This window comes from Hyunsoonleella pacifica (genome assembly GCF_004310335.1).
Taxonomy (GTDB): domain Bacteria; phylum Bacteroidota; class Bacteroidia; order Flavobacteriales; family Flavobacteriaceae; genus Jejuia; species Jejuia pacifica.
On record NZ_SIRS01000005.1, the window covers coordinates 140,865 to 162,730 of the forward strand.

Below are 21,866 nucleotides of genomic sequence, written 5' to 3' on the forward strand. Positions count from 1 at the left end.
ATATGCAAAAAGATTCAATCGAAGAATATTCTCCAAGTTCAGTTTCTGTTGGGGATATTTTTGAGGTAAGTATCCCACTTTACAATTTGAGAATTGGGACATTGGTTATCGCTTATCATCTTGACGAAAATGGTATTTATCTATTGTCTGAAAAGATGCTCTTTTTCTATATGTCGTTTCAACAAAAGTCTTGGAATAGTTTAAAGTTTGTTCAAAGGTCAGGACTTGATTATGAATACACCTATGAAACATTTACCTCGGATGTTTACAAAAAGTACTTCAAAATGTTGTTTGTACGCTTCAAAAACTTAGATAAAACTAATTAAATACGTAATATCATGAATTTTAATCAATTGTACGAAGATCTTCCTTTTACTGGATTTTTACTGGTGGTTATTTATACTTTTTTAGGTATAATGAGAGTAAAACGAATACTCAGAATACCACTAATTGTAATGATTATTTTGCTTGGGTTTATACCTGGTATTTGGCTTGCTTTACCAATATTTGCTGCGTTTGAGTTAACTATGCAAATTATGAGAGTATTGAGACCATACCTCAATTAATATATATATCGCCCTATATGTTTATATATTTATAGGATTGTACATTCAGTTGTGTAATCATATAAACATATATTGATTTATTTAAATTGAGATAGATTCATACATAGCTATATTTAAGTCTATATCTGAATATTAATATTGATATATGGATATAATAATACATAAAAATTAAATCACAAAAAGTTCGGAAAATATCCGAACTTTTTGTATATTTGCATCAAGAATGAGATTAGCCAATAAGAAAGCCCTAGAGAAGCTTAAAAGGAAAAATAGAGGAAATACCTCATTAGCAAAAGAAATTGAACTTCTTATTGAGGATATTGAGTCTAATGAATGGAAAGACCAAACTGAATTAAATGAAACTAGGTCGGATGCAGATTGTGTCCATAGTGATGGTTTCTATTTTTTCAATATATCAGTTCATAGAACTATGATAATGATTGAGTTTGATGATGGTGAGGCTACAGTTGTTTGGGTTGGCAGTCATCAAAAATATGAAGAAGTATTTAAGAACAACAAGAACACCATTAGGAAGTGGCTCAAATCTAATAACTGGATTTAATATGAAAACACAATTTAGCTTAAAAGATTTTTTGGAACTTACGGAAATCCGTAATGAACTTGAATTGGAACGTGCCTTGATAGCAGACCGAAAGTTGCGTGTACTCGCTAAAGAGAATCCTGAATATAAAAAGGTCAGAAAGCAACTCAGAGACTTAATTGAAGTCTACGAGAATAAGAACTGGAGCTCCAGTTCAAGAATTTCTGATAAAAAAATACTTGAAAGCGATTTTGCTGAGTTCATTGCCGAAAAGGAGCGCATATTTATTGAGAATAGAAAGGCTCTTATAAGAAAGAAACTTAAGAATGTTGGACTCAATCAAAAAGAACTTGGAAGTATTTTGGGGCATCGTAGTAAAAGTTATATGTCTGAATTAATGAATGGTATTAGTCCTTTTACTTTGAAAGATTTGGTAATTATCAATCAACTTTTGAAAATTGATTTGACTGATTTGGTACCGACATTCTTACCCCATGATGAAAGAATTAAAATAAAAAGCAAAATTGAGAAGTTGGAAAAACCAAAACTGAAGATTGCCAATGAGGAAGATTTTGCACTAGTTAGTTAGATGTCTAAAACAAAATATAATATACTTGATTATAAAGCTCATATTAATGATACTTCCTTTAATGAAGTATTGAGGGATATTGAGGCAAGAAAATTAGATGTTACTAACTGCTCTCTTTCTGATTACCAACTCAAAACATTACTATCCCTCACATTCGTTTATGGAACGTATTACGATAAGATAGATAACAAGGAAAGAGAATTGTTCCTAAAGGCGGTATTTGATGAAAAAATACCTGCTTTGGACCTTCCCAAGAGGTTTTGCCTGCACTTGTTAAACAATTTAGAGATAGAATCAAATCAAGAATTCCGCAATTTAGCTGAATTAAAGTTCGACTTAATCAGTCCTTTAAAAAATGGGGCTGTTTTAGACTTTGTAGAAACGGATTTAATTGATGTTGTGGAATCCCATAGAAAGTGGGAATTTGGACGTTTTGTTGCGGAGAATATGTTCAACAATCCAGCATTGACGAAACTACGTACTGAGTTTGAAACAAACCCACAAAAGAGGGATAAGTTTCAAGATAAACTAGAAAATCAACTTACTAGTACCAAGTCACAACTTAAACCATACGAGAGTACTTTTCTAAAGCTTCTATTCAAAACCAAGTTAAACCCAAAGTCAGCAAGTATTGCGGAGTACTTAATGATTGCAAACATCTTTCAGGAAAAAGTATTCCGTCTTTCCCTTTCAACAAAAAAATATGTTGCTATTTTGAATACTGTTATTTCGAAAACAAATTCGAAGCAAAAGGGCAAAGGTGAGCAAAGGTTATGATTACAAATGAAGAACTTCTAAGACGTCTCAACAAGATTGCTGAAAAAGATGACCTCGTAATCAACAACAATCAGTACACACTTTCCCAAATAAGACTCGCTGAGAAAATCCTTCAAGACCTTGAACTTGATATAGAACTCTCCAAAAGAAAACCTAAGCTTTCAAGAAGACGGGCTTTTATTGTAATCTTGGAAGAACTCTATTACGATGTAAAAGAATATCCCAAGAATCTCACTTTAGATGAAATTCATAAAAGAGCCTCAGTAAGGTTTGAATACTTGAACAGAGATTCAAGAAGTCTTGAGACCCCTTCAGAAATTCATCCAAAAAACCCATGTCTTTATTATGAAGACAATGGAAATGGCAAAGCTAGATACAGAACAGCTATAGAACTTCTTGCCAATAACACTTCACGGTATTTCGAAAAGCCCGAAGCAGAAATTTCCATTAAGGCAATTCTGGAAGAAATAATGCTTTGTTAAGGAAACTATGTTTATAAAGAAGCTGAAAGAACCAAACATTATTAGAACACTCATAATTGCAACGGGGTTATGAAACCCCTGTCATTCAGGTTTTCCCTTACCACTTTTAAGAAACTTTAGTTCACCTTGTTTTTAGTAAAAAAACGAGAATAATGGTATTATTTGCTATTATTATTCTAAATAAACTATTTAATGGAAATAGATTTTCATTTAAATAGGTCTATATACTTCCATTTACGACTTTTTTAATTGCCTCGACCATTCTGGATTTTTTAAAAACAAAAATCTGCCGTACAAAACTCTATGTACGGTAGAGGCTTTTTACACTTCTAAATCATGGTAGGTTTGCTTTAAACGGAGGTCACGAAGCAAGCCATGTTTTTGATAGCAAAAACTGCTCACTGTGTTCGCAGGCTTGTTGGGGATGCTCCCCAAACCCCTAAAGTAAACTAGATATGGCAAGGCCTAAAAAGAACATCAAATCAATTAAGTCAATTCAAGTAAATGTAAGATTTACAGTGGATCAATTTTTACTTGTTTCGGATAGTGCTCATTCTTTAGGTATTGAGACTACAGAATATATAAGAAGAAAATCTGCAGGCCGTCCAATGCCAAGGACTCAAATCAACAATACTGACAGAGCTGTTTTTGTAGAGCTAAGCAGAATAGGTAACAACTTAAATCAAATAACGAAAAAAGTTCATATAGGAGCTCATTCACTGATACAACTTCAAGTACAACTTGTTGAATTAAAAAATGCACTCGATTTCATAAAATCTAAAATTTTAGGAGATGATAGCAAAACAGATTAAAGGAAAAGATTTTTATGGAGTTCTAGCTTACAATCAGAAAAAGGTAGAACAAGGAGAAGGTCACGTAATTGATAGCATCATAACATTGGATGAGACGGTAGCAATGACTAAAGAATTCAACTTAGTTAGACAATTACGTCCTAGGCTCGGAAAGGCTGTGTATCATGTATCCTTGAATTTGCGTCCTGAAGAAAACTTGAGTGATGAGGAATTTAATTTACTAGGACTGGATTATTTGGTCGAGATGGGTTTTGATGATAACCAATACATCATTTATAGACACACCGATCAAGAGCATCAACACATTCATATCATAGCAAACAGGGTAAAGTTCTCTGGAGAAGTGGTTAGCGATAGCAAAGATTATGAACGAAGTGAAGCTGTAGTAAGAAAGCTAGAGAAGAAATATGGTTTGTTAGAATTGGTCAACAAGAAGCCAAAAAATAAAACAAACCTTACTCAAAAAGAAATTGAGAAAACTATTAGAACTGGTAAGATTCCAATAAAACTTTTGCTTCAGGGCAAAATTGAAAATTCTCTATTACACTCAAATAATTTAGGGCAATTCGTTCAAGCCTTACTTGCTGAAGGCATATCACCCAAATTCAATGTAAGTAAAAGTACTGGTAGAGTATCAGGTGTATCCTTTAGACATGACGACGTGATATACAAAGGAAGCACTTTGGGAAGAAATTTCTCATGGAACAACATTATAAAAAGAATAGACTATGAGCAAAGCAGAGACCATTCAATTATTCTCGAAGCTAATAGAGCAAAATTTGGAGCTGCGGGAGTTGCTTTTGAATCTTCAAAAGGACCAGTCAGAGTCAATAAAGAGACAAACAGTTCTTCGGGAAGGTCAAGAGCAGATTTTGAAAAATCAAAATATTATTTGGGGACTACTCAAAAAAGTACTTTGACGGTAAGTAGTGAATTTAATTCGGAATGGACTGCATTTAAATTAGAACTGAATGATTTAGGCATCAAGAAGTCAAAAAAGAAAAGGAAAAAGAAATTCTTGAGACATTAAAATGAAAACGGGTCTGGAACATACAAATATTGTTGAAGCGCTCAAAGAGGCATTTACCATTGAGCAGCTTGAAACGATGTTATCTGAAAAGAGACAGAAAGCAGGGATAGAAGAAATTTCTGTTTTACCAGACCCTATGACTGAAGAAGAACGAATAAAGGAGGAGATGAGGCAATGGCTTTTGGGAACTAGGATATTGTTTCCACCCAGATAATTAGGACATATATTATAGGAAAAAGCGGAAGGAGTAAACTTGAAGAATTGAAAAAGTTTATTATTTTATTGGATTTTATTTTCTTATGATATTATTTATTCTACATTTCTTTCTAAAATCAAATTTAAAAATGAAGTTGGTTGCAAAAAGTAGTTTGGATTTTCCTCCAACTTTTCTTTTATGAGAATAAGACCTCCATTCGTATAAGACTCCATCGTTTTAAGAATTAATTTGATTGCTTGATCTTCGTCAAGTTCACCTTTCTCTAGTTCTACCAAGTCTATATCTGTTTTTGCGATGATTGCAATGAATATGTTTTCTTGAAGATTAGTAAAATCCTTTCGTGTGGTAATTGTCGTTTTGCTTCCCCAATGCTGAATGTGATGACTAAAATCCGTTTTCTTTTCCTTATCTGGAATTGGACTATATTCATTGTTATAAAGTCCTAGAAAAAAGGCGTAGGTATATAGTTCGTAGTTAGTACTGAAATGCTTCCCCAGATTAATCTTCTTTTCGCCTTCCGCACCAAACTTTTGAGAAAGTGAGGCAAACAAATCTTTATGTACCACACTGTATTTTGGAATTTTAGTTTTCCATTTTTCAAATAAATTATTCATCTTATAGTGTAATTACTTGTGAATTAATTGTTTTCAAATTATTTGGGTCAAAAGGTCTTTCTAGTTTTACCCAAAAAGCTTTATTTCTTCTAACGCTCTCAAATTCTTTTTTGATAGAAAGTGCTTTAGTCGTTTTATCAGTATTTAGAAAATCTTTAATGAGTAATATTTTTTGATTCTCGGTTTCAAAAATTAAGTTCAGGAACTGCGCAGTTTTATTCTCACCAAATGATGATGTGGGCGCATCAAAAATCATTGGAAAATTTTCTTCTTTTGTTTCTGTGGCTAATTCTGAAATAGCAAAAAGGATTGAGATATGCATTGATGTTAGCAACGATTGATTGGGCTTATAAAAAACTCTACCATCCTCTTGCAACTCTACTTCAACTATAGTTCGACTAATTTTATTTCGTCTTATAAACACAATCGTACCCGTGAACGCATCAATGTTAATTTTCTTAAAAAAGGTATTTGACTTTGATTGTAGCTTCTCAATAAACTCATCAAACTTTTTCTCTTTAGTGTCCAAAAAGATAGTTTCAATATCTCGCAATATATTTCTAGTTTTAATCAGGAAAGAATTTGCAGAATCAGTATCAATCTTATCTTTTTCCTCTTTCTTTATTTTCAGTTGTGCTTCAATCTTTTCATATTCTGATGTATATCTAAGTTGATCCCGGTTACGGTTTTTCAAATCATCTTGCCAAGCATTATAATTTTTAAGTACATCAATTAATTTTTCTTCTGCAATGCTAGAGTTTCCTAATATCCTCTCTCTTTCTAATTTTTCCTTTTCTAACTGCTCATTAAGTTCTTCAATCTCTTTTTTCCTATCACTATTAAACTCAAACAGTTCTTTAATTTTAGTTCTTATTGATCGTAGATTTTTCAAATTGTCTTCGTGGCTAATACTCAAATTTTCTAGCCTATTTGTGTAATCTAATTTAAAAAGTGGCTCATCTTCTTCGTCTTCTGTTTCATCTACAACTTGGCTTTCGAGATAAGTCTTTAGTCTCTCCATCATAAATTCATAGGCGTCAGAGCCCTTTTTTGCTTCACGATTACAAACTTTGCATATTTCATCTTTTAGCATTTCTTCCATATGTGCCTTTGATGGTACACCGGTCGGAAGTGGAACAGCATTATTGAGCAAATCAGCTTTTGCTTTTTTCTCACCGAGCTTAATTCCCTTTTCTTTATCAAACTCCGATTGAAGTTCTCGTCGTCTTATACTGTGCTTGGATACCTTTTTAGCGAATTCTTTATGATATGGTTCGAAATTGACAAGAATCCAGTTTTCATCAAATAGTGATGTCGTGTAGTTTTCATCAATTTGACCGTTTAGGGAAGAAATATTTTGTTCAATCTCTTTTATACGTTTATTCAAAGTTTCTAGGGCATCAGCATTTTTAACGTGACTTGCTGCCGATTGTAAATTCCCCTCAATTTTCCTAATTTCTTCATCAGTAGAGTTTAGATGAACTTCGTATTTAGCTTTCTCCTTTTGAAGAAGTGAAATTTCCCCCTCAAGTTTCTTGTAAAGATTTGCATTTTTCTTGTCAAGCTTCGCAGAATCTTCTACTGCTTTTTCAGCTTTTTCTCTTAGAAAAGTTCCTTTCTCTGAATATTTATCATAGTGTTTTGCCTCTGAAAATAAATTTATAAGGTTAACTAGAGCATTATCGCTTTCAAAAATGTTCAAATCAGCTTCGCCCTTAAACATAGAGTATTTTCGAATTTGAAAAGGGAATATTCTATCTAAAAGCGTAGCCCCGTCAACTTGACTTCGTTCACCCAAATTATTTTCTTCAATACCTTCAATCATAAAGCTCGATGTTGAACACTGATTCTCTTTTTCCTTCCTAGCTACAAAAGATCTTGTTATTATTTTATTATCGCCATACTGTTCAACAGTCATTGAAACCCTTACTCTAAAACTTTCGCCGGTTTCGGTTTCACTTAATTTTTTTGCAGAAACTAGTAGTTCTAAGTCTTCATTTTCACCATTGAATAACCAATCCACAGCTTCAAAAAACTTTGTTTTTCCTTCCCCATTTTCTCCAAGAATAATATTCAAGCCTTCCGACAATACAAAAGGATTAGTGTCATAGTAACATAAGTAATTGTCTATTTCAATCTTTCTGATAATCATAAGGCCTCGTTTAAATATTGTGTTACTTGATTCCTTAAAACTGAGTCCGTAACTGGTGAAGTACCATCTAATCCCTCTACTATCAAAGCAATTGCTTTTACAATAGTCTTGTCTGAATTTAGAGCTTCCCTTATTGTAGTTGGTAAATCTGTTTTATCAAATTCATATTTAGATTGAAGAAGGTCGTGGTTTAAAAAACTTTTGAGTATGGTATCTTTTCTTGCCATAAGAGTAATATTATATATCGTTCAGGTTTAAACTATAGTAGTCTAAAACATTCTTTAGTGTTTCATAGGTATCAGACTTATTCATAGCTAAATTGGCGAAGTCAACAACTCTCTCAAGTTCTTTCCTTACCAATCCTTTTTCCATCTCAAAAGTATTTTCTTCAGAGCCTACCTCAGGCACTACTACTAAATCGTGAATTGTTGCGTGTGTTTTATCGTCGTGCAAACGTAAAACCCTACCTCTACGCTGAATAAATTGTCTAGGATTTCCTGTGCTAGCACAAAATATGGCTAACTCTGAGCGTGGAACATCTACACCTTCATCCAAACACTTCATTGATGTTAATACGTGAGTATTGCCAAATTCAAAACTCTTGAGTATGTCTTCACGATTGATAGAGTTAGATGTGAACTGCTTTACCATAATAGAGTTATCTGTTTGACTAACAACTCTGGTGTACTCATTTATCAACCTGTTTTCATCTTCCGTTTCGACACTAAAATCCACATTTTCAAAATTTGATTCTACTCCTTCTGGGACATACACCAATGTATATTTTAGATTTCCGCGCTTATTATATTCATTGTTTAATATACTTTTAAAAGACTCTAACTTATTTGCTGCTTTGTGAATAATACGTTTTCTTTGAAGAAGCAATCTCTCGATTTCTGGACTACTCTTGAATGCACCTGTTTCTTCATCAAACATTCCCATTCTTAATAATTGCAGAGATAATCTCTTATATTCCTCCAATTCCTGAGGGGTAAGTCTAACGATGTGTGGGTAATAAGTATAACTACACAACCATCCAATTTTTAGAGCTTCCTCCATAGAATATGAAACTATGTAAGGCGGCTCATCATTAAAAAATTCTTGAATGGCTCTATTTCCAAGTTCATCAAATTGTCTATGCGGTGTTGCAGACAGTCCAATTCTCTTCTCCAAATGTACGTTTGGTAAAATTCTCAAAAGGCCTTGTGAACCCAGATTATGGGTCTCATCTGCTATTAAGATGGTATCGCTAGGAAGTTGGGTAAAATAGCTCTGAAACTTCTTTCTTGGTAAAGAAGCATATGTAACAATGACAATAAAGGATGTTTCAATAAGTTTTGAGGCTGTATTGAAGAAAGCAAGATTACTATCCCAATTTTCCTTGGAACTTACTGTAATAATATTTTTGAAGTTAAACTTGGCACATTCCTTTTTCCACTGCTCTACTAAAGCAATAGTGGGCACCATTATAATGGCCCTATAGACGTTTGTTGTTTTGTATTCATTCAAAAGACAGTTAAGAGAAGTGATTGTTTTTCCTGTCCCGGTAGCCATTGCGAAAACCCCCTTATAATTATTAGAAACCCATTCATTATATGCATCAATCTGATATTCTCTAGGGCCTTCTTTATATGGAAATTTAGGTGTTCTGCGAATGATGTCGATTTGATTGAAAAGTTTTGTAATCGTTCGTTTTAGTTTAGGATTTGAGATGAGACTTCTCTTCTTTTTTAAGAGTTGTTCTTCCTGAACAAGTAATTCATTGATATCCTTTTTACCGAACTTATCCTTAAGTACAACTTCTATCTCATCGACGGGAATATACTCTACGTCTTCATCCTTTTCAGAAAAATAAGTATCAATTAATTTCCGTTGTTTTCGTATCAAGGTATTTGATCGTCCATTTTCCCAACTTAGAAAAGCTTCTAGTTCCTCTAAATTTTCTGATAATCCATAAAGAGTGAAATTACAGGATGCCTTATAACCTACCGAATCTTGTCCATCACTAAAAATCCCAGACTTATAGTGAGCTATTCCTTTTCCATTTTTCGGTTTTATTACTTTGATTTCAATTCGCTTTTCAGAAATGAGATAAGTTAAACACTCAAAGAAGTGAGTATCATATTCGTCCAACACTTTTCCTAAAGAAACTACATCCATCAAATCAAAAACCTTTCCTTGAGGTTCATTACTTGCTCTTGTAATAGCTTCTTTGTCTTTTGAAGACAGTAAATGATTTATGACCATTTTCATTGTACCACCTTTACTGATGAAGGTGGCAAAGCCAACGGAAAGAAGATTGATAGCAGAAGAACTGAAATAGCCTAGTAGTAGATTAAACTCATTACTATTGGCCAACCCATCTAAGTAAAATTGTAGTGGCTCATTTTCCAAACCTGTTTTATAGTCTCGATCTTTTGACCATTCGCAATCTTTAAGCATATTTTGATTGAGGTTCAGTTAGTTTTCTTATGTTCTCAACAACTAGTTCAACATCTTCCATTGTATTATACTTTCCCAATGAAAAACGTAATGACGCGAGTGCATCATCATTACTAAGTCCCATCGATTTGAGAACGTGAGATGGCTCAAAAAAAGCTGATGAACAAGCCGAACCATTTGAAACTGCAATGTTCTTCATTCTACCAATTAGTACATTAGCATCCTGCCCTTTGAAGCATATATTAGTTGTATTATAAATCCTTTTAGTTGAATCGCCATTTAGTGCTGTATTGGGCATTCTTAACAATTCATTTTCCAGTTTATCCCTTAATTCAGATATGATTGTCCTATCCTCTTTCATTTCCTGACTAGAAATTTCACAGGCTTTCGCTAAGGCTATAATCCCAGGTACATTAAGTGTGCCGCTTCTTAATCCTATTTCGTGACCACCACCGTGTGTTTGAGGTGTGAGATTTACCCGTTTATCGCTCTTTCTTACGTATAAAGCACCGACACCTTTTGGGGCGTACATCTTATGCCCGCTGAAACAAAGTAAGTCTATATCTAATTGCTTTACATCAACTTCAATTTTACCAACAGCTTGGGTAGCATCTGTCATAAATAGTGCTCCTTTTCCGTGGGTTATCTCAGCTATCTTGTTGATAGGTTGAATTATCCCTGTCTCATTATTGACATACATAACCGAAACAAGTATAGTATCCGTTCTTATAGACCGTTCTAAGAGGTCCAAATTCAGTAAACCATTTTCTTCAACTGGTAAATAAGTAACTTCAAAACCTTTTCTTTCCAAATCTCCACAAGTATCCAAAACTGCTTTATGTTCAGTTGAAACAGTAATGATGTGACTTCCCTTGCCTTTGTAACTCTCTGATATTCCCTTGAGTGCGAGGTTAATTGCTTCTGTAGCTCCACTTGTGAAGATAACTTCATTGGGTTCTGAATTTATAAATTCAGCGATTTGGTTTCTGGCTTGTTTAACTTTTTCGTTTATTAATTGACCGAAATGATGTGTGCTACTTGAGTTTCCAAAACTATCCTTTAAATAAGGCAACATTGCATCTACTACCCTGGCATCGACTGGGGTAGTAGAATTGTAATCTAGGTATGATATGTTTTGTTTTTGATTCAATCAGATTTCCAATAAAATGTTCAATAGTTTTTAATAATATTAAAAATGGAAGCAAAACCTCCTTGGCTTCTTACAATTCCAACTCCTTAATTTTTCCACTTATTCGTTTGAAAATCAAATGAAACAAGCAGCACATCCTTCATTCTCATCATCACCCAAGATGTCAACCAGATAAGGGGATTTAACTTTAGATTTTCTTTCCATCCTTTTGATATATTCCTCTTTAATTTTTTCTATTCTTTCAGGTTGTATCAATTCTTCTAAACTTTCATTTTGACCCCAGGTATAACCATCCTTCTCATAATCCATAGCTTTCTTATATAATTCAGGGTGTTGTTCATATAACCAAACCCATTCGATTTTTTGTTGAAAAAAGCAAAAGAAACATCCTGAACGGCTTCGAGCATATTCGCCTTTTTTACCGTTAACCTCAAACTCAATTTTATTGTAATAGGCGGGAACGCCTACACCACTTTCTTCTAAAATCTTGAAAATATCAGCTTTAACTAAAACTTCGTCATTGTCCAATAATGGAAACACTTCTTCTTTAGCCAAAGGATAATCTGTTGTTTTCAAAAAATCGAAAACTAGGTGATTAAAGGCTTTAACATTTGAATCTAACAATATGTTGAGTTTCTGATCAAGAGTAAATTGAGGGCTCACCATTTGTGAAAGGGCTTGAAAAGCCTTTTCTTGATTTTGACCAAAATCTATAGTTCTGGACATTAAAACTAGTTGCTCTATATTTTGATTGGATAGCATCTTTTTCACCACATCCTTACTCCAAATATTCTTACGAAAAGGAAATATTGACTGAATATTTTTCTTCGTAGAGATGTAACCCTCTCTTTCTTCATCACCTCTAATACCAACGTATGAAACTACTGGGTCATCACCAACATAGTTCTCAAAAGGTGCTAATTTCAATTGTTTCGTACACCAGCGAGCATTGGATGAAGGTAAAAAACCACCATACATTTTTAGAAAATGATCAAATGAATCTTCTGAACTTTTCTCCGCCCCCTGTAAAAGATTAATTTTTACACCAAGATAGACTTCTAAATTTCTAATCAATTGATATGTTTCTTCTAATTCCTTACCCGTGTCACAAGAATAAAATTCCAAATCAATGGATGGATATTTAGTCTTCACATAAATAGCCAAAGCAGCACTGTCCTTGCCTCCCGATATACCTAATACGTGTCTTGTTTTGCTCATTGCAATAATTCTTTTAATAGATTCAATACAGCTGCTATATTCGAAGTATTATCTTTACCAAGCTTATTCTTTAAATCGTTTTTCAATCGCTCAATCTCTTTGCTCTTACTTTTGGGCATTCTTACTACCTTTGGGTCAATCTTGCTGAAGAAAGAATCAATTTTAACTCCAATTACTTCCTCTTTACTTTCGTCTATATCAGTTTTAGAAATTTTCGTCAAGCTATCTAAATCTAGAATCATTGACTTAAACTTCTCATATAGCAAAATTTCATCTTCATCAGAAAACCTTTCAAGAGTTTTACCCATTATTGCCTGTCCAATTGAATTTAACCAAGCCTTTTTGTCATCAAGCGGTGAGTCAAGGCGTTGAATGAATGATTTTTGATTGTTTAAAAGCATATGCTTTTTTAAACTTGAAAATCTTTTTTGAAGAGATTCTCTATAATCCTCAAATTCAACTTTACTGCCAACAAACTCATTAACTATGAACTCTTCGAACCTATTAAGAAGACCATCATATGCCGTTCTTAATTCCTTAACTGCATTTTGAAGGTTTACAGTATAATTTTGAAGTTTGGACTTATCCTTTTGCAAAGCGCTTAAGGTGATTCCAAGAGCGCTTGGAAAGGCTTCAAAAAATGTTTTTTCAGGATCCCTACTGTTGGCAATAGCTTTACGTATCTTCTTGGCGGAAGGGGATAATCTATTTGTATGTTTACTGTATTCTGGCAATTGTTTGTAAAAAACAATAAATGGCTTAATAGTTTCAATAAAAGACTCGTTATCAAATTTTTCCTGAGTTCCAATATCTAGGAACGTTCGATAGCTGTTGAAAATATCTAGTTTAACACCTTCTATGTCGAAGGCTTTGATGGAATACTTGTCTGGGTACTTAGCAATTAATTCAAGATTTTCTTCAGAAAGGTCTGGTATATAACTGTCATCGTTGAAAATTGCAAAATCGTCGCGTTTTAAAAATAGAAAAGTAGGAATCCAAAAATCAATAAATCCTTGTTTAAGTTTAAAAGGTCTTTTACACAAAATATTAGCCAACTCTGAAATCCTAAGTTGCTCAGATTTGGCACTTTCTATAAAATCTTCAGAGGCTCTCCATAATTTATTGAACGAAGAATTTTCTTTAATGGTCACTACACCTGTAGTGTTTTCTCTTACTGGTGAAATCCCATTTTCTTTTAAAAGTGATAGATAAATAGTTTTTTCTGGCGGAAATTTGGAATCTTCAAAACCTAAGTTCGCTTGATCCCAGCAATTTGTTAAGGCTCTAAAATAATTTCTTTTGGCTGTATGAATTGAAGAAGAAATTTTGTGTTTATTTACCAATTCATTTTTAAATATGGGCGTTGCTTCGTATACGAAGCTACAAACTTGAGAAAGTAGTTTGTTAAAGTCTTTCTTGTCTCCGATAGTTTTTTCCTCACCATTGAAATACCACTTTACTTCTTTGCCTCCAGAATATATGCTATCCTTTATATAATGGTTAAGTAGCCTAATTTGTGATTCTACTATATTTTCGAGCTCCCTTTTAGCAACCTTGTCATCTTTGTTTTCTTCTATGACTTTCTGAATTTTCTCTATCTCAAATAACAAATTTTTAATCTCGGCAGAATTGTTGAAAAAACAATAAATTATAGCTTCTTCTTGAAGTTTAGATTTGTTTTTAATGTCACTTTCTTTCAGCTTACTACTAAAAATAAGATTTACGAAACCGTCAACTTCTCCTAATGGTATTTCCTGAATCGGATAATCTGAAATAACGAACTCAAAATATCTTGGGGTGCCAGTTATGAAAGAATACTGCTTTGCAAATACAGGGCCAAAGTGGAAATGCTTGTTCAAAAGCGTAGTTATATCAACTACTTCCGAAATTTTATTTCCTGCTTCAATTAAAGCATTGTGGATATCCAAATCTGTTCCTTCGAACAAAATAAATCGTTTCGAATGCTCACGATAACGAATAATATTTTTCGTTTCGAGATTCTCAATTACGATCTTTGAGTTAGTGATACCACAAGCAGTTTTAAGGTAATCAACCAAAAAATTCAAATCTAAGACTGAACCACTAGCAGAAAAAATGTTTAAAAGGCCGATAACTTTAACAGTCTTGATATAGTTGTTGATATCAAGGTCAAATGCTCTTTCGACTTCTTCAATAGCAGAACGAATAGAACCCCAGGCAGAAAAATCAGGATTATACCTTGATATTAAAAACGAATAAAAATTAAAATTTAAATAGTCATATACGTTGGACAAATTGTAAAAAGGATTTTCACGCTTATCAAATTTTGATAGGCCGGTATGATCCGAAGATTCAAGAAAGGAAAACAATGATCTTTCGTTTTGACCATATTTTTGAAGAGAAAGAGTTAGAGTGTTAGCCGAAAGAATATCTAAAGGATATAGCTTTGAAGCGATATCCTTCAAAAAACCTGTATTAAAGTTGAAGGCTTTCGTTTCAGTTGTCAATGTCAAGCACTTTTCAATATCTTGAGCCGATGTACTTGCATCAAATTTTTCAACAAGATACTCTGATGCTAAAAACAATAACTGCTCAACAGGCTCATTAAAAGTTATTTCACGAAAACGACCTTTGATTTTAGTCCATTCCTGTTGCTGAGTTTTACTTAAGGAATAAGCATAAGATTCTAAACTCTGGTGAACTGTTGTGATTAGAACAATATTATGATTCGGGTTGTTGCAAAATTCTGCAAGTTGTTGAACAAAATACAGTTCCCTTTCAGGGTTGTTTCTCGTAGCATATTCCAAGAATTTCCCAAACTCATCAACCAAAATAAATAAAACCTTGTTTTGGTCACCTAAAGAATGGTACCTATTGAATATCTCAGAAAGTATGTTTTCCTGTAGATTTTTTTGAGATACAACATCAAATGTATCTTTAAATTGCTCTATAATCGACGTGTAAGAGCCAATTATTTTAACAAAATCAAAATTAGGATTGCTTATAAAATTTGGGTCGAAGTAACGTTTTTCTCCCTTTACACTTTGTTCAAATGCTAAGAGGAAAGATGACTTCCCAGTACCATAAGTTCCTACAACATTAAAAGAACGAATTCCCTTTTTAAAATCATTGACTATTTGACTAACAACTTGTTTTGCATTTGGTGTGGGGATATAATTAAAATCCCTGTTAGTGTCTCTAATGATATTAACTGATGTCGTGAAATTATTTGCCATAATATTTATCTAATATCTTAAATGCTTGAACCTTATTTTTGAACTGCAACTCTTTTATTCCCGCTTGGTCTGTAAAAGTTATTCCTTCAAACTCACTAACTATTTCAGAAATTTTATTCATCAAGCCTTGACGGTTCAATGCAAAAATTGAGCCTGGGCTATTGATATTGAACTCTAAGGAATTTAAACTGATGGAATTTCCGTAATCTTCATTTTGAAGAATTGCATAGAGCACGACAAATTCAGATAGGCTATCTCTTTCGCTGTTTTCTATATAGAATTGTTCATCTTTTCCTTTCCCGGTGGTCAATAGAAGCCCTATTTCAGATAGAATCCCTGTGAAACTATCTTCTATATTCTTTCCTTTAGATTCATTTTTATACAAATTCGTAAATACATTAAAGTCTTTAGCAACAGTATTTTCATTGAAATTAAGATGACTATTACTTTCAGCAATCCTCTTCAAATAATTAATATATGTTTCTTTATTAAAGAAGAGCTTTTCTTTTCTGAACTCATTGAAAACAATGCTGTATATAGAAGCAAAACCAGTTTTTACTAAATTGTAGTGTAAAAGCCATAAGCTTGCTTCATCTTCCAAAAATGGGTCATAGCCAATCTCGTCATCAAATAGCTTTTTCCCAAATTCGGTCGGTGAATCATTATTGTCTACAATGTTGAACGCTTTTAGCCAAAAGCGAATTGAAGAAACCATATTTTTACCGACGCCAAGTTTGACAACTGCATCTTCATCATTAAAGTTTTTATTATCGACTACGTAGTCATAACCTTTTTTCAACCACAACTGTCTACACTGAAAAGAGTCGTGTCCTGAAAAAGTATATTTCGTATTTAGCGAACCCAAATTTTATTAGTTTGATATGTATTTTTCTCTCTACTATGGTAAATAAAAAAGCCAGAAACCCCTGGTTTTCTAGCCAATTTACATCTTCAAATCCAATAAAAATCTTGCATTCTTTTGATAAATTAGCTTAGACAAATTCCTGAAATATAATCTGAAATTCAAGCCAAGCCTAAAGTCATCTCAAGAAATTTTCATCCCATATTCAAGGTCACTTTGAAGTGTTAAATTAATTTAAATACCCAATGGGTAAATCTACAAAGAATTGATTCTGTTAACAAGTTTTTGGGCTTCAACTTTGACCAAAAATTAGACTAATTTCTGTATGACTCTTATAAACTTGAACAATTGATAAATTTCTGTGTATTCTTAAAATAGTGTTATTATGAAGCAGGTATTCCTAATCTCTCTGTTAAACCAGACTCTATAACCATTGAGGAATCTACAAAAGAGGAAATGAGAAGATGGATTTTAGGAACCAGAATATTATTTCCACCCAGATGATATAAACTATATCAAGTCCATTGCAGTGCATAATTTACAAATACACCCTCTACTTTTCGAAATTGCAATTAACAGTTTTAAATTATTTGAATTTAGGCAAACTTTGAACTAACATTCCACTATAGTCCTCAGCAAGTTCGGCATCTATATCCCTTAAATATTCTTTTAGAGCTTTTAGAGTTGAATGACCTGTGACAAGCATTAATTTATCATAGGTTTCTGTTATAGTATATTTTTTCCTGAATTCGCTAAATAATATTGTAATGATTGTATGCCTGAAAGAGTACATGGTATGGTCATCCGTTAGTTGGTAATTAATGTTTTGCTCAATTAGATACTCATTGAATTTCGTTTTTAAACGCCCATATCTCTTTGTGAAATATTCTCTTCTACTTGTTTCTTGTACTTCCTTTCCGTTTTTTCCTTTTACCAACCAAGATTTTCCCATACCACCTGGAGTAAAAAGAAGTGCATTTTGCTTAGAATAGTCCAGATTCAACAATTCCGAAACAACTAGATCAGGAATGAGTTTCCTTTTTGTGGGCTTGTTTTTTGCTTTAACATAAAGATATTTTTCTGGAATAATCAAATCCTTTAAGCGCAATCTACATACTTCTATAGGTCGTAAAAAATTATAGGCTACTACTTTCACAAATAAGAATAACAAGGGGTCATTCTCAATCATAAATTTGAAAAGTTCTTCTAATATTGAAATTGGATAAGTTTTATGTACTACTGAATTGGTTTTAAGATCATCAATATCCTTAATGAAGTTTCTTGGAATAATTTCATCCTTTTCTAGAACACCGAAAAATGAACTCAATACGGTTTTATGATTATTGCTAGAGCGAGAATTAGAAATTCCATTCAAATAAAGATTTACATGCCTTTTTGTAACATCTAATATATTTCTTTTTAGAAGCCCTTTTTTTTCAAGATACTCCTTGAACAATTTATGTTTGCTCTTATAATCGGGTAGTGTGGTTGCCGATACTTTTTTAGTTCTATATTCCAATGCATAATCCAAGGCAGCTTCAGCAGTATAATTCAGTGATTCTTCATTAAAGAACTTTTTTCTGTCGTATGGTGAATGCCCTTGCTTTAACAATTCATGTATTACGTCCCTGAGCCATTCCAAATACTTTAACCGCTCCCTAACCGTCTTGAACTTTCTATTAGCCCCGTACATGATATGCGACTGGCGAACCATTTTGGGAGATCCATCTTTGTTTTTTAATGTTGGATGTTCATACGAATAATAAACGAACCATCTTTTCGAAAGGTCAAAATTGTCACCACCATGATAGATACGTGGCTCGATGTATTTCTTTTTTAAGCTGATAGGAAAGGTATCTTTATATTTAGTGAATTCTGATTCACTGTTTACGTTACTGTTTACGCTTTGTAAGATACTAAAAAAATAACTCATTGTATTAAGACTTAAAATCTTGAATAACAATGAGTTATTGTTGTAGCGGGAACTGGACTCGAACCAGTGACCTTCGGGTTATGAGCCCGACGAGCTACCTACTGCTCTATCCCGCGATATTGGACGACAAATATACAACCCTTTTTAGATTTAGCAATGCTTTATTTTGAAAAATTTATTGTTCTATACTAGTTGCCTGAAACTCTGCGATTTCTGAATTAAAAAAGGTAATCTTTATTTGTATTGGGTTACAGCACACTTAACAATCTTCAATATACTCTTGTTTCATTATAGAATCATCTAACAACATTGAGATCTCCTCCCAACAATATGGACAAACAAAATAGTGTTCTTTCATATATAAATATAAAAAAAGGCACAATTACTTGTGCCTTTTACCAATAACTATTTTTCAAACTATTTATTAATCTTTTTCAATGTCCATTGTTGCTGTTGAATTATTAGATTCAATCAACATCAACGATGGTGGATTTTTTCCTGATACACTAATGTATTCTTTGTTTAGCTTGTTATCGCTAACCATTATTGTATTTAATTTTGTTAAGTTTATAAACTCAATAGGTACATCTCCTGTAAATTGGTTTGTAGATAATAATAACTCTTCCAATTCTGTTAACTGAGCCATTTCTACTGGAATTTCTCCATCCATTTTATTATCCATTACACTAAACTTCTTTAACTTTTCTAATGCTTGGATTTCTCGTGGAATATTACCAGTTAAAAAATTACTTCCAATTAAGAGCTCTTCAAGATTTGTCAAGCCCATAATAGATAAAGGAATATTACCTGTAAGTTGGTTACTATATAATTTTAATGATTTCAACTTTTTTAATTGTCCTAACTCAGATGGAATTTCTCCTTCAAACTTATTCATAAACAACTCTAAAGTTTCAAGGTCTTGTAAATTACTTAATGCAGTTGGTACATTACCTGTTAAACCATTAAAACCTAGATTTAATTTTACCAATCCTTTAAGGTTTCCTATTTCAGCTGGTAATGGTCCTCTTAAATTGTTGAAAGGTAAATTAATTTCTACTACTTTATTATTTTCTATTCTAACACCATGCCATGTATCTATTGATGATGCTGTATCCCATGGGGAATTCCATTCTGCACCATTAGTACTATTGTACAATGCCAATAATGCTTCCTTTTCGCTATTAGAAATATTAGCAAAGGCTGCAAATGATATTAAAAAAGTTAAGATTGTATACTTTAGGTTTTTCATCTTTAGGTTGATTTGGGACTAATTTCTATTACGAAAATAGCAACCAAATAGATAAAAAACTATTTTTATCGATGAAATACATAAAATTTTAACATTTCACACTAAACTAATGCTTCAATCTGCATTTGAACATCTTCCCATTGCTGCATATAGACATCTAAATCTGATTTCTTTTTTTGGTAATTATCAAAGAAATTAGGTTTTGAGGTTGCCTCATGATAATTAATTTCCAACTCTAAATCAATGGCTTTTATTTCTTTTTCTAATTGTGATATTTTAGATTCAATATTACTTAACTTATTATTTAAAGATTTTAATCGTTTTTGTTCTTCATAAGATTGATTCTTTTTCGCTTTTGGCAACTCTTTTACTGCTGTACGCTTTTCAACTTCTCTTAAGTTTTCAACCTGTCGCTCTTCTAAGTAATAGTCTATATCTCCAAGGTATTCTTTTATTTTATGATCTTTAAACTCATAAACCATATTGGTTAATCCTTGTAGAAAATCCCTATCGTGAGATACTAACAGAAGCGTACCTTCAAAACGCTTTAAGGCTTCTTTTAGCACATTTTTAGATTTGATATCTAAGTGATTGGTAGGCTCATCCATAATAAGCACGTTAAAAGGCTGTAACATTAGCTTTGCTAATGCTAAACGGTTTCGCTCTCCTCCTGACAATACTTTTACATATTTCTCTACCTCATCGCCTCTAAACAAAAACGATCCTAATATATCGCGTACTTTACTTCTATTAGTTTCATTGGCCGCATCTATCATGGTATCTAAAACCGTTTTATTACCATCTAAATATTCTGCCTGGTTTTGAGCAAAATAGCCTATTTGCACATTATGCCCCAATTTTAAACTGCCGTTATATTTAATCTCATCTACTATTATTTTGGCTAAAGTGGATTTGCCTTGCCCATTTTGTCCAACAAAGGCGGTTTTACTATCGCGTTCAATTAATAAATCAATTGACTTTAGTACATGATTGTCCCCATAACTTTTTGAAATAGCTGAAGCCTCTACAACTACTTTTCCTGGAGTAACCGAAACAGGGAAATTTAAAGTCATTACACTGTTATCATCTTCATCAACTTCAATACGCTCAATTTTATCTAATTTTTTAATTAGCGATTGTGCCATTGTAGCCTTTGACGCCTTGGCCCTAAACTTTTCAATAAGTTTCTCAGTATGTTCAATCTGTTTTTGTTGATTTTTTTGAGATGCCAGTTGCTGATCTCTAATTTCTTTTCTAAGAACTAAATACTTAGAATATGGTTTTGGATAATCGTATATACGCCCTAAAGAAATCTCTATGGTTCTATTAGTAACGTTATCCAAAAACATTTTATCGTGAGATACTATCACTACTGCTCCTGAATAATTTTTTAAAAAACCTTCTAACCAAATAATAGACTCAATATCTAAATGGTTTGTAGGCTCATCCAAAAGCAAAATATCGTTATCTTGAAGCAGTAACTTGGCAAGCTCTATACGCATACGCCACCCCCCAGAAAACGTGTCAGTAAGGCTATCAAAATCTTCACGTTTAAAACCTAAACCTTGTAATATTTTCTCTGTATTACCTTGATAATTGTAACCTCCAAGTATTTCATATTGATGCTGAAAATCGTTAATATCAATCATTAACTGATTATACCCTTCACTTTCGTAATCGGTACGTTCGGCTAATTGGGTATTTATGCCTTCCATTTTAGCTTCTATCCCTTTAATCTCAGTAAAGGCTTGGTAGGCTTCTTCTAAAACAGTTCTTCCAAGAACAAAATCTATATCTTGTTTTAAAAACCCAATCTTTAAAGCTTTATCTGCAGCAATTTGTCCTGAATCTGGTTCTAATTCTTTTGATAAAATTTTGAGCATTGTAGATTTCCCTGCTCCGTTTTTACCAATTAAACCTATTCTATCGCCATTCCCAAGTTTAAACGTGATATCTTCAAAGAGGTATTCTCCTTGAAATGAAATAGATAAATTATGAATGTTAAGCATAGAAATGT

19 protein-coding genes, 1 tRNA gene and 1 pseudogene are annotated in these 21,866 nt (G+C 32.8%); 8 read left to right on the top strand and 13 right to left on the bottom strand.

The features are described from left to right. Window positions 1–2: 2 nt before the first annotated feature. From EYD46_RS12605 to EYD46_RS12640, 8 genes are all read left to right on the top strand, one after another. Window positions 3–326, top strand: coding sequence for a hypothetical protein (locus tag EYD46_RS12605; RefSeq protein WP_130937531.1), 324 nt, complete (start codon window positions 3–5; stop codon window positions 324–326). Window positions 327–789: 463 nt separating this feature from the next. Next, window positions 790–1,128, top strand: a complete 339-nt coding sequence (locus EYD46_RS12610) for a type II toxin-antitoxin system HigB family toxin (RefSeq protein WP_130937532.1) — start codon at window positions 790–792, stop codon at window positions 1,126–1,128. Continuing rightward, window positions 1,061–1,696, top strand: coding sequence for a helix-turn-helix domain-containing protein (locus EYD46_RS12615; RefSeq protein WP_241657678.1), 636 nt, complete (start codon window positions 1,061–1,063; stop codon window positions 1,694–1,696). Before EYD46_RS12610 ends, EYD46_RS12615 begins: the two co-directional genes overlap by 68 nt. Continuing rightward, the gene (locus EYD46_RS12620; protein WP_130937533.1) at window positions 1,697–2,473 is read left to right on the top strand and encodes a hypothetical protein; all 777 of its coding nucleotides are present in this window, start codon (window positions 1,697–1,699) and stop codon (window positions 2,471–2,473) included. It abuts the gene before it with no gap. Then, complete coding sequence (locus tag EYD46_RS12625; RefSeq protein ID WP_130937534.1) at window positions 2,470–2,955, top strand: hypothetical protein; 486 nt, start codon at window positions 2,470–2,472, stop codon at window positions 2,953–2,955. The genes EYD46_RS12620 and EYD46_RS12625 overlap by 4 nt, the downstream gene beginning before the upstream one ends. A 455-nt stretch (window positions 2,956–3,410) precedes the next feature. Next, the gene (locus EYD46_RS12630; RefSeq protein ID WP_130937535.1) at window positions 3,411–3,767 is read left to right on the top strand and encodes a plasmid mobilization protein; all 357 of its coding nucleotides are present in this window, start codon (window positions 3,411–3,413) and stop codon (window positions 3,765–3,767) included. After that, window positions 3,748–4,797 carry a relaxase/mobilization nuclease domain-containing protein gene (locus tag EYD46_RS12635; RefSeq protein WP_130937536.1) on the top strand — a complete coding sequence of 350 codons (1,050 nt, stop codon included), beginning with the start codon at window positions 3,748–3,750 and terminating at the stop codon, window positions 4,795–4,797. The genes EYD46_RS12630 and EYD46_RS12635 overlap by 20 nt, the downstream gene beginning before the upstream one ends. A gap of 1 nt (window position 4,798) precedes the next feature. Beyond that, window positions 4,799–5,011, top strand: coding sequence for a hypothetical protein (locus EYD46_RS12640; protein WP_130937537.1), 213 nt, complete (start codon window positions 4,799–4,801; stop codon window positions 5,009–5,011). 95 nt (window positions 5,012–5,106) lie between these two features. Here EYD46_RS12640 and EYD46_RS12645 read toward each other — a convergent pair whose 3' ends face one another. From EYD46_RS12645 to EYD46_RS12705, 13 genes and pseudogenes are all read right to left on the bottom strand, one after another. Beyond that, complete coding sequence (locus EYD46_RS12645; protein ID WP_130937538.1) at window positions 5,107–5,628, bottom strand: hypothetical protein; 522 nt, start codon at window positions 5,626–5,628, stop codon at window positions 5,107–5,109. A 1-nt stretch (window position 5,629) separates the two neighbouring features. Continuing rightward, window positions 5,630–7,780 carry an AAA family ATPase gene (locus tag EYD46_RS12650; protein ID WP_130937539.1) on the bottom strand — a complete coding sequence of 717 codons (2,151 nt, stop codon included), beginning with the start codon at window positions 7,778–7,780 and terminating at the stop codon, window positions 5,630–5,632. After that, window positions 7,777–8,007, bottom strand: coding sequence for a hypothetical protein (locus EYD46_RS12655; RefSeq protein WP_130937540.1), 231 nt, complete (start codon window positions 8,005–8,007; stop codon window positions 7,777–7,779). The genes EYD46_RS12650 and EYD46_RS12655 overlap by 4 nt, the downstream gene beginning before the upstream one ends. A 10-nt stretch (window positions 8,008–8,017) precedes the next feature. Continuing rightward, window positions 8,018–10,222, bottom strand: a complete 2,205-nt coding sequence (locus EYD46_RS12660) for a DEAD/DEAH box helicase family protein (RefSeq protein ID WP_130937541.1) — start codon at window positions 10,220–10,222, stop codon at window positions 8,018–8,020. After that, entirely contained in the window at window positions 10,215–11,372 is a 1,158-nt protein-coding gene (locus EYD46_RS12665; protein ID WP_130937542.1) for a cysteine desulfurase family protein, read from the bottom strand. Before EYD46_RS12665 ends, EYD46_RS12660 begins: the two co-directional genes overlap by 8 nt. Before the next feature lie 114 nt (window positions 11,373–11,486). Next, a complete protein-coding gene (locus EYD46_RS12670; RefSeq protein WP_130937543.1) occupies window positions 11,487–12,590 on the bottom strand; it encodes a phosphoadenosine phosphosulfate reductase family protein in 1,104 nt (367 codons plus the stop codon). Beyond that, window positions 12,587–15,805: a hypothetical protein gene (locus tag EYD46_RS12675; RefSeq protein ID WP_130937544.1), complete on the bottom strand. Its 3,219-nt coding sequence runs from the start codon at window positions 15,803–15,805 to the stop codon at window positions 12,587–12,589. Before EYD46_RS12675 ends, EYD46_RS12670 begins: the two co-directional genes overlap by 4 nt. Further along, window positions 15,795–16,604, bottom strand: a complete 810-nt coding sequence (locus tag EYD46_RS12680; protein WP_206662894.1) for a DUF4007 family protein — start codon at window positions 16,602–16,604, stop codon at window positions 15,795–15,797. The genes EYD46_RS12675 and EYD46_RS12680 overlap by 11 nt, the downstream gene beginning before the upstream one ends. A 649-nt stretch (window positions 16,605–17,253) precedes the next feature. Then, entirely contained in the window at window positions 17,254–18,600 is a 1,347-nt protein-coding gene (locus EYD46_RS12685) for a tyrosine-type recombinase/integrase (protein WP_130937546.1), read from the bottom strand. A gap of 43 nt (window positions 18,601–18,643) precedes the next feature. After that, window positions 18,644–18,716 (bottom strand) — tRNA-Met (locus EYD46_RS12690). 59 nt (window positions 18,717–18,775) lie between these two features. After that, a pseudogene (locus tag EYD46_RS18000) lies at window positions 18,776–18,958 on the bottom strand (CPXCG motif-containing cysteine-rich protein). A gap of 66 nt (window positions 18,959–19,024) precedes the next feature. Next, the gene (locus EYD46_RS12700) at window positions 19,025–19,849 is read right to left on the bottom strand and encodes a leucine-rich repeat domain-containing protein (protein WP_130937548.1); all 825 of its coding nucleotides are present in this window, start codon (window positions 19,847–19,849) and stop codon (window positions 19,025–19,027) included. A 101-nt stretch (window positions 19,850–19,950) separates the two neighbouring features. Next, the gene (locus tag EYD46_RS12705; protein WP_130937549.1) at window positions 19,951–21,858 is read right to left on the bottom strand and encodes an ABC transporter ATP-binding protein; all 1,908 of its coding nucleotides are present in this window, start codon (window positions 21,856–21,858) and stop codon (window positions 19,951–19,953) included. Between the last annotated feature and the right edge of the window lie 8 nt (window positions 21,859–21,866).

Coding starts and splice junctions, on each gene's coding strand:
- EYD46_RS12605 (WP_130937531.1), top strand. CDS start 3: ATGCAAAAAGATTCAATCGAAGAATATTCTCCAAGTTCAGTTTCTGTT.
- EYD46_RS12610 (WP_130937532.1), top strand. CDS start 790: ATGAGATTAGCCAATAAGAAAGCCCTAGAGAAGCTTAAAAGGAAAAAT.
- EYD46_RS12615 (WP_241657678.1), top strand. CDS start 1,061: ATGAAGAAGTATTTAAGAACAACAAGAACACCATTAGGAAGTGGCTCA.
- EYD46_RS12620 (WP_130937533.1), top strand. CDS start 1,697: ATGTCTAAAACAAAATATAATATACTTGATTATAAAGCTCATATTAAT.
- EYD46_RS12625 (WP_130937534.1), top strand. CDS start 2,470: ATGATTACAAATGAAGAACTTCTAAGACGTCTCAACAAGATTGCTGAA.
- EYD46_RS12630 (WP_130937535.1), top strand. CDS start 3,411: ATGGCAAGGCCTAAAAAGAACATCAAATCAATTAAGTCAATTCAAGTA.
- EYD46_RS12635 (WP_130937536.1), top strand. CDS start 3,748: ATGATAGCAAAACAGATTAAAGGAAAAGATTTTTATGGAGTTCTAGCT.
- EYD46_RS12640 (WP_130937537.1), top strand. CDS start 4,799: ATGAAAACGGGTCTGGAACATACAAATATTGTTGAAGCGCTCAAAGAG.
- EYD46_RS12645 (WP_130937538.1), bottom strand. CDS start 5,628: ATGAATAATTTATTTGAAAAATGGAAAACTAAAATTCCAAAATACAGT.
- EYD46_RS12650 (WP_130937539.1), bottom strand. CDS start 7,780: ATGATTATCAGAAAGATTGAAATAGACAATTACTTATGTTACTATGAC.
- EYD46_RS12655 (WP_130937540.1), bottom strand. CDS start 8,007: ATGGCAAGAAAAGATACCATACTCAAAAGTTTTTTAAACCACGACCTT.
- EYD46_RS12660 (WP_130937541.1), bottom strand. CDS start 10,222: ATGCTTAAAGATTGCGAATGGTCAAAAGATCGAGACTATAAAACAGGT.
- EYD46_RS12670 (WP_130937543.1), bottom strand. CDS start 12,590: ATGAGCAAAACAAGACACGTATTAGGTATATCGGGAGGCAAGGACAGT.
- EYD46_RS12675 (WP_130937544.1), bottom strand. CDS start 15,805: ATGGCAAATAATTTCACGACATCAGTTAATATCATTAGAGACACTAAC.
- EYD46_RS12685 (WP_130937546.1), bottom strand. CDS start 18,600: ATGAGTTATTTTTTTAGTATCTTACAAAGCGTAAACAGTAACGTAAAC.
- EYD46_RS12700 (WP_130937548.1), bottom strand. CDS start 19,849: ATGAAAAACCTAAAGTATACAATCTTAACTTTTTTAATATCATTTGCA.
- EYD46_RS12705 (WP_130937549.1), bottom strand. CDS start 21,858: ATGCTTAACATTCATAATTTATCTATTTCATTTCAAGGAGAATACCTC.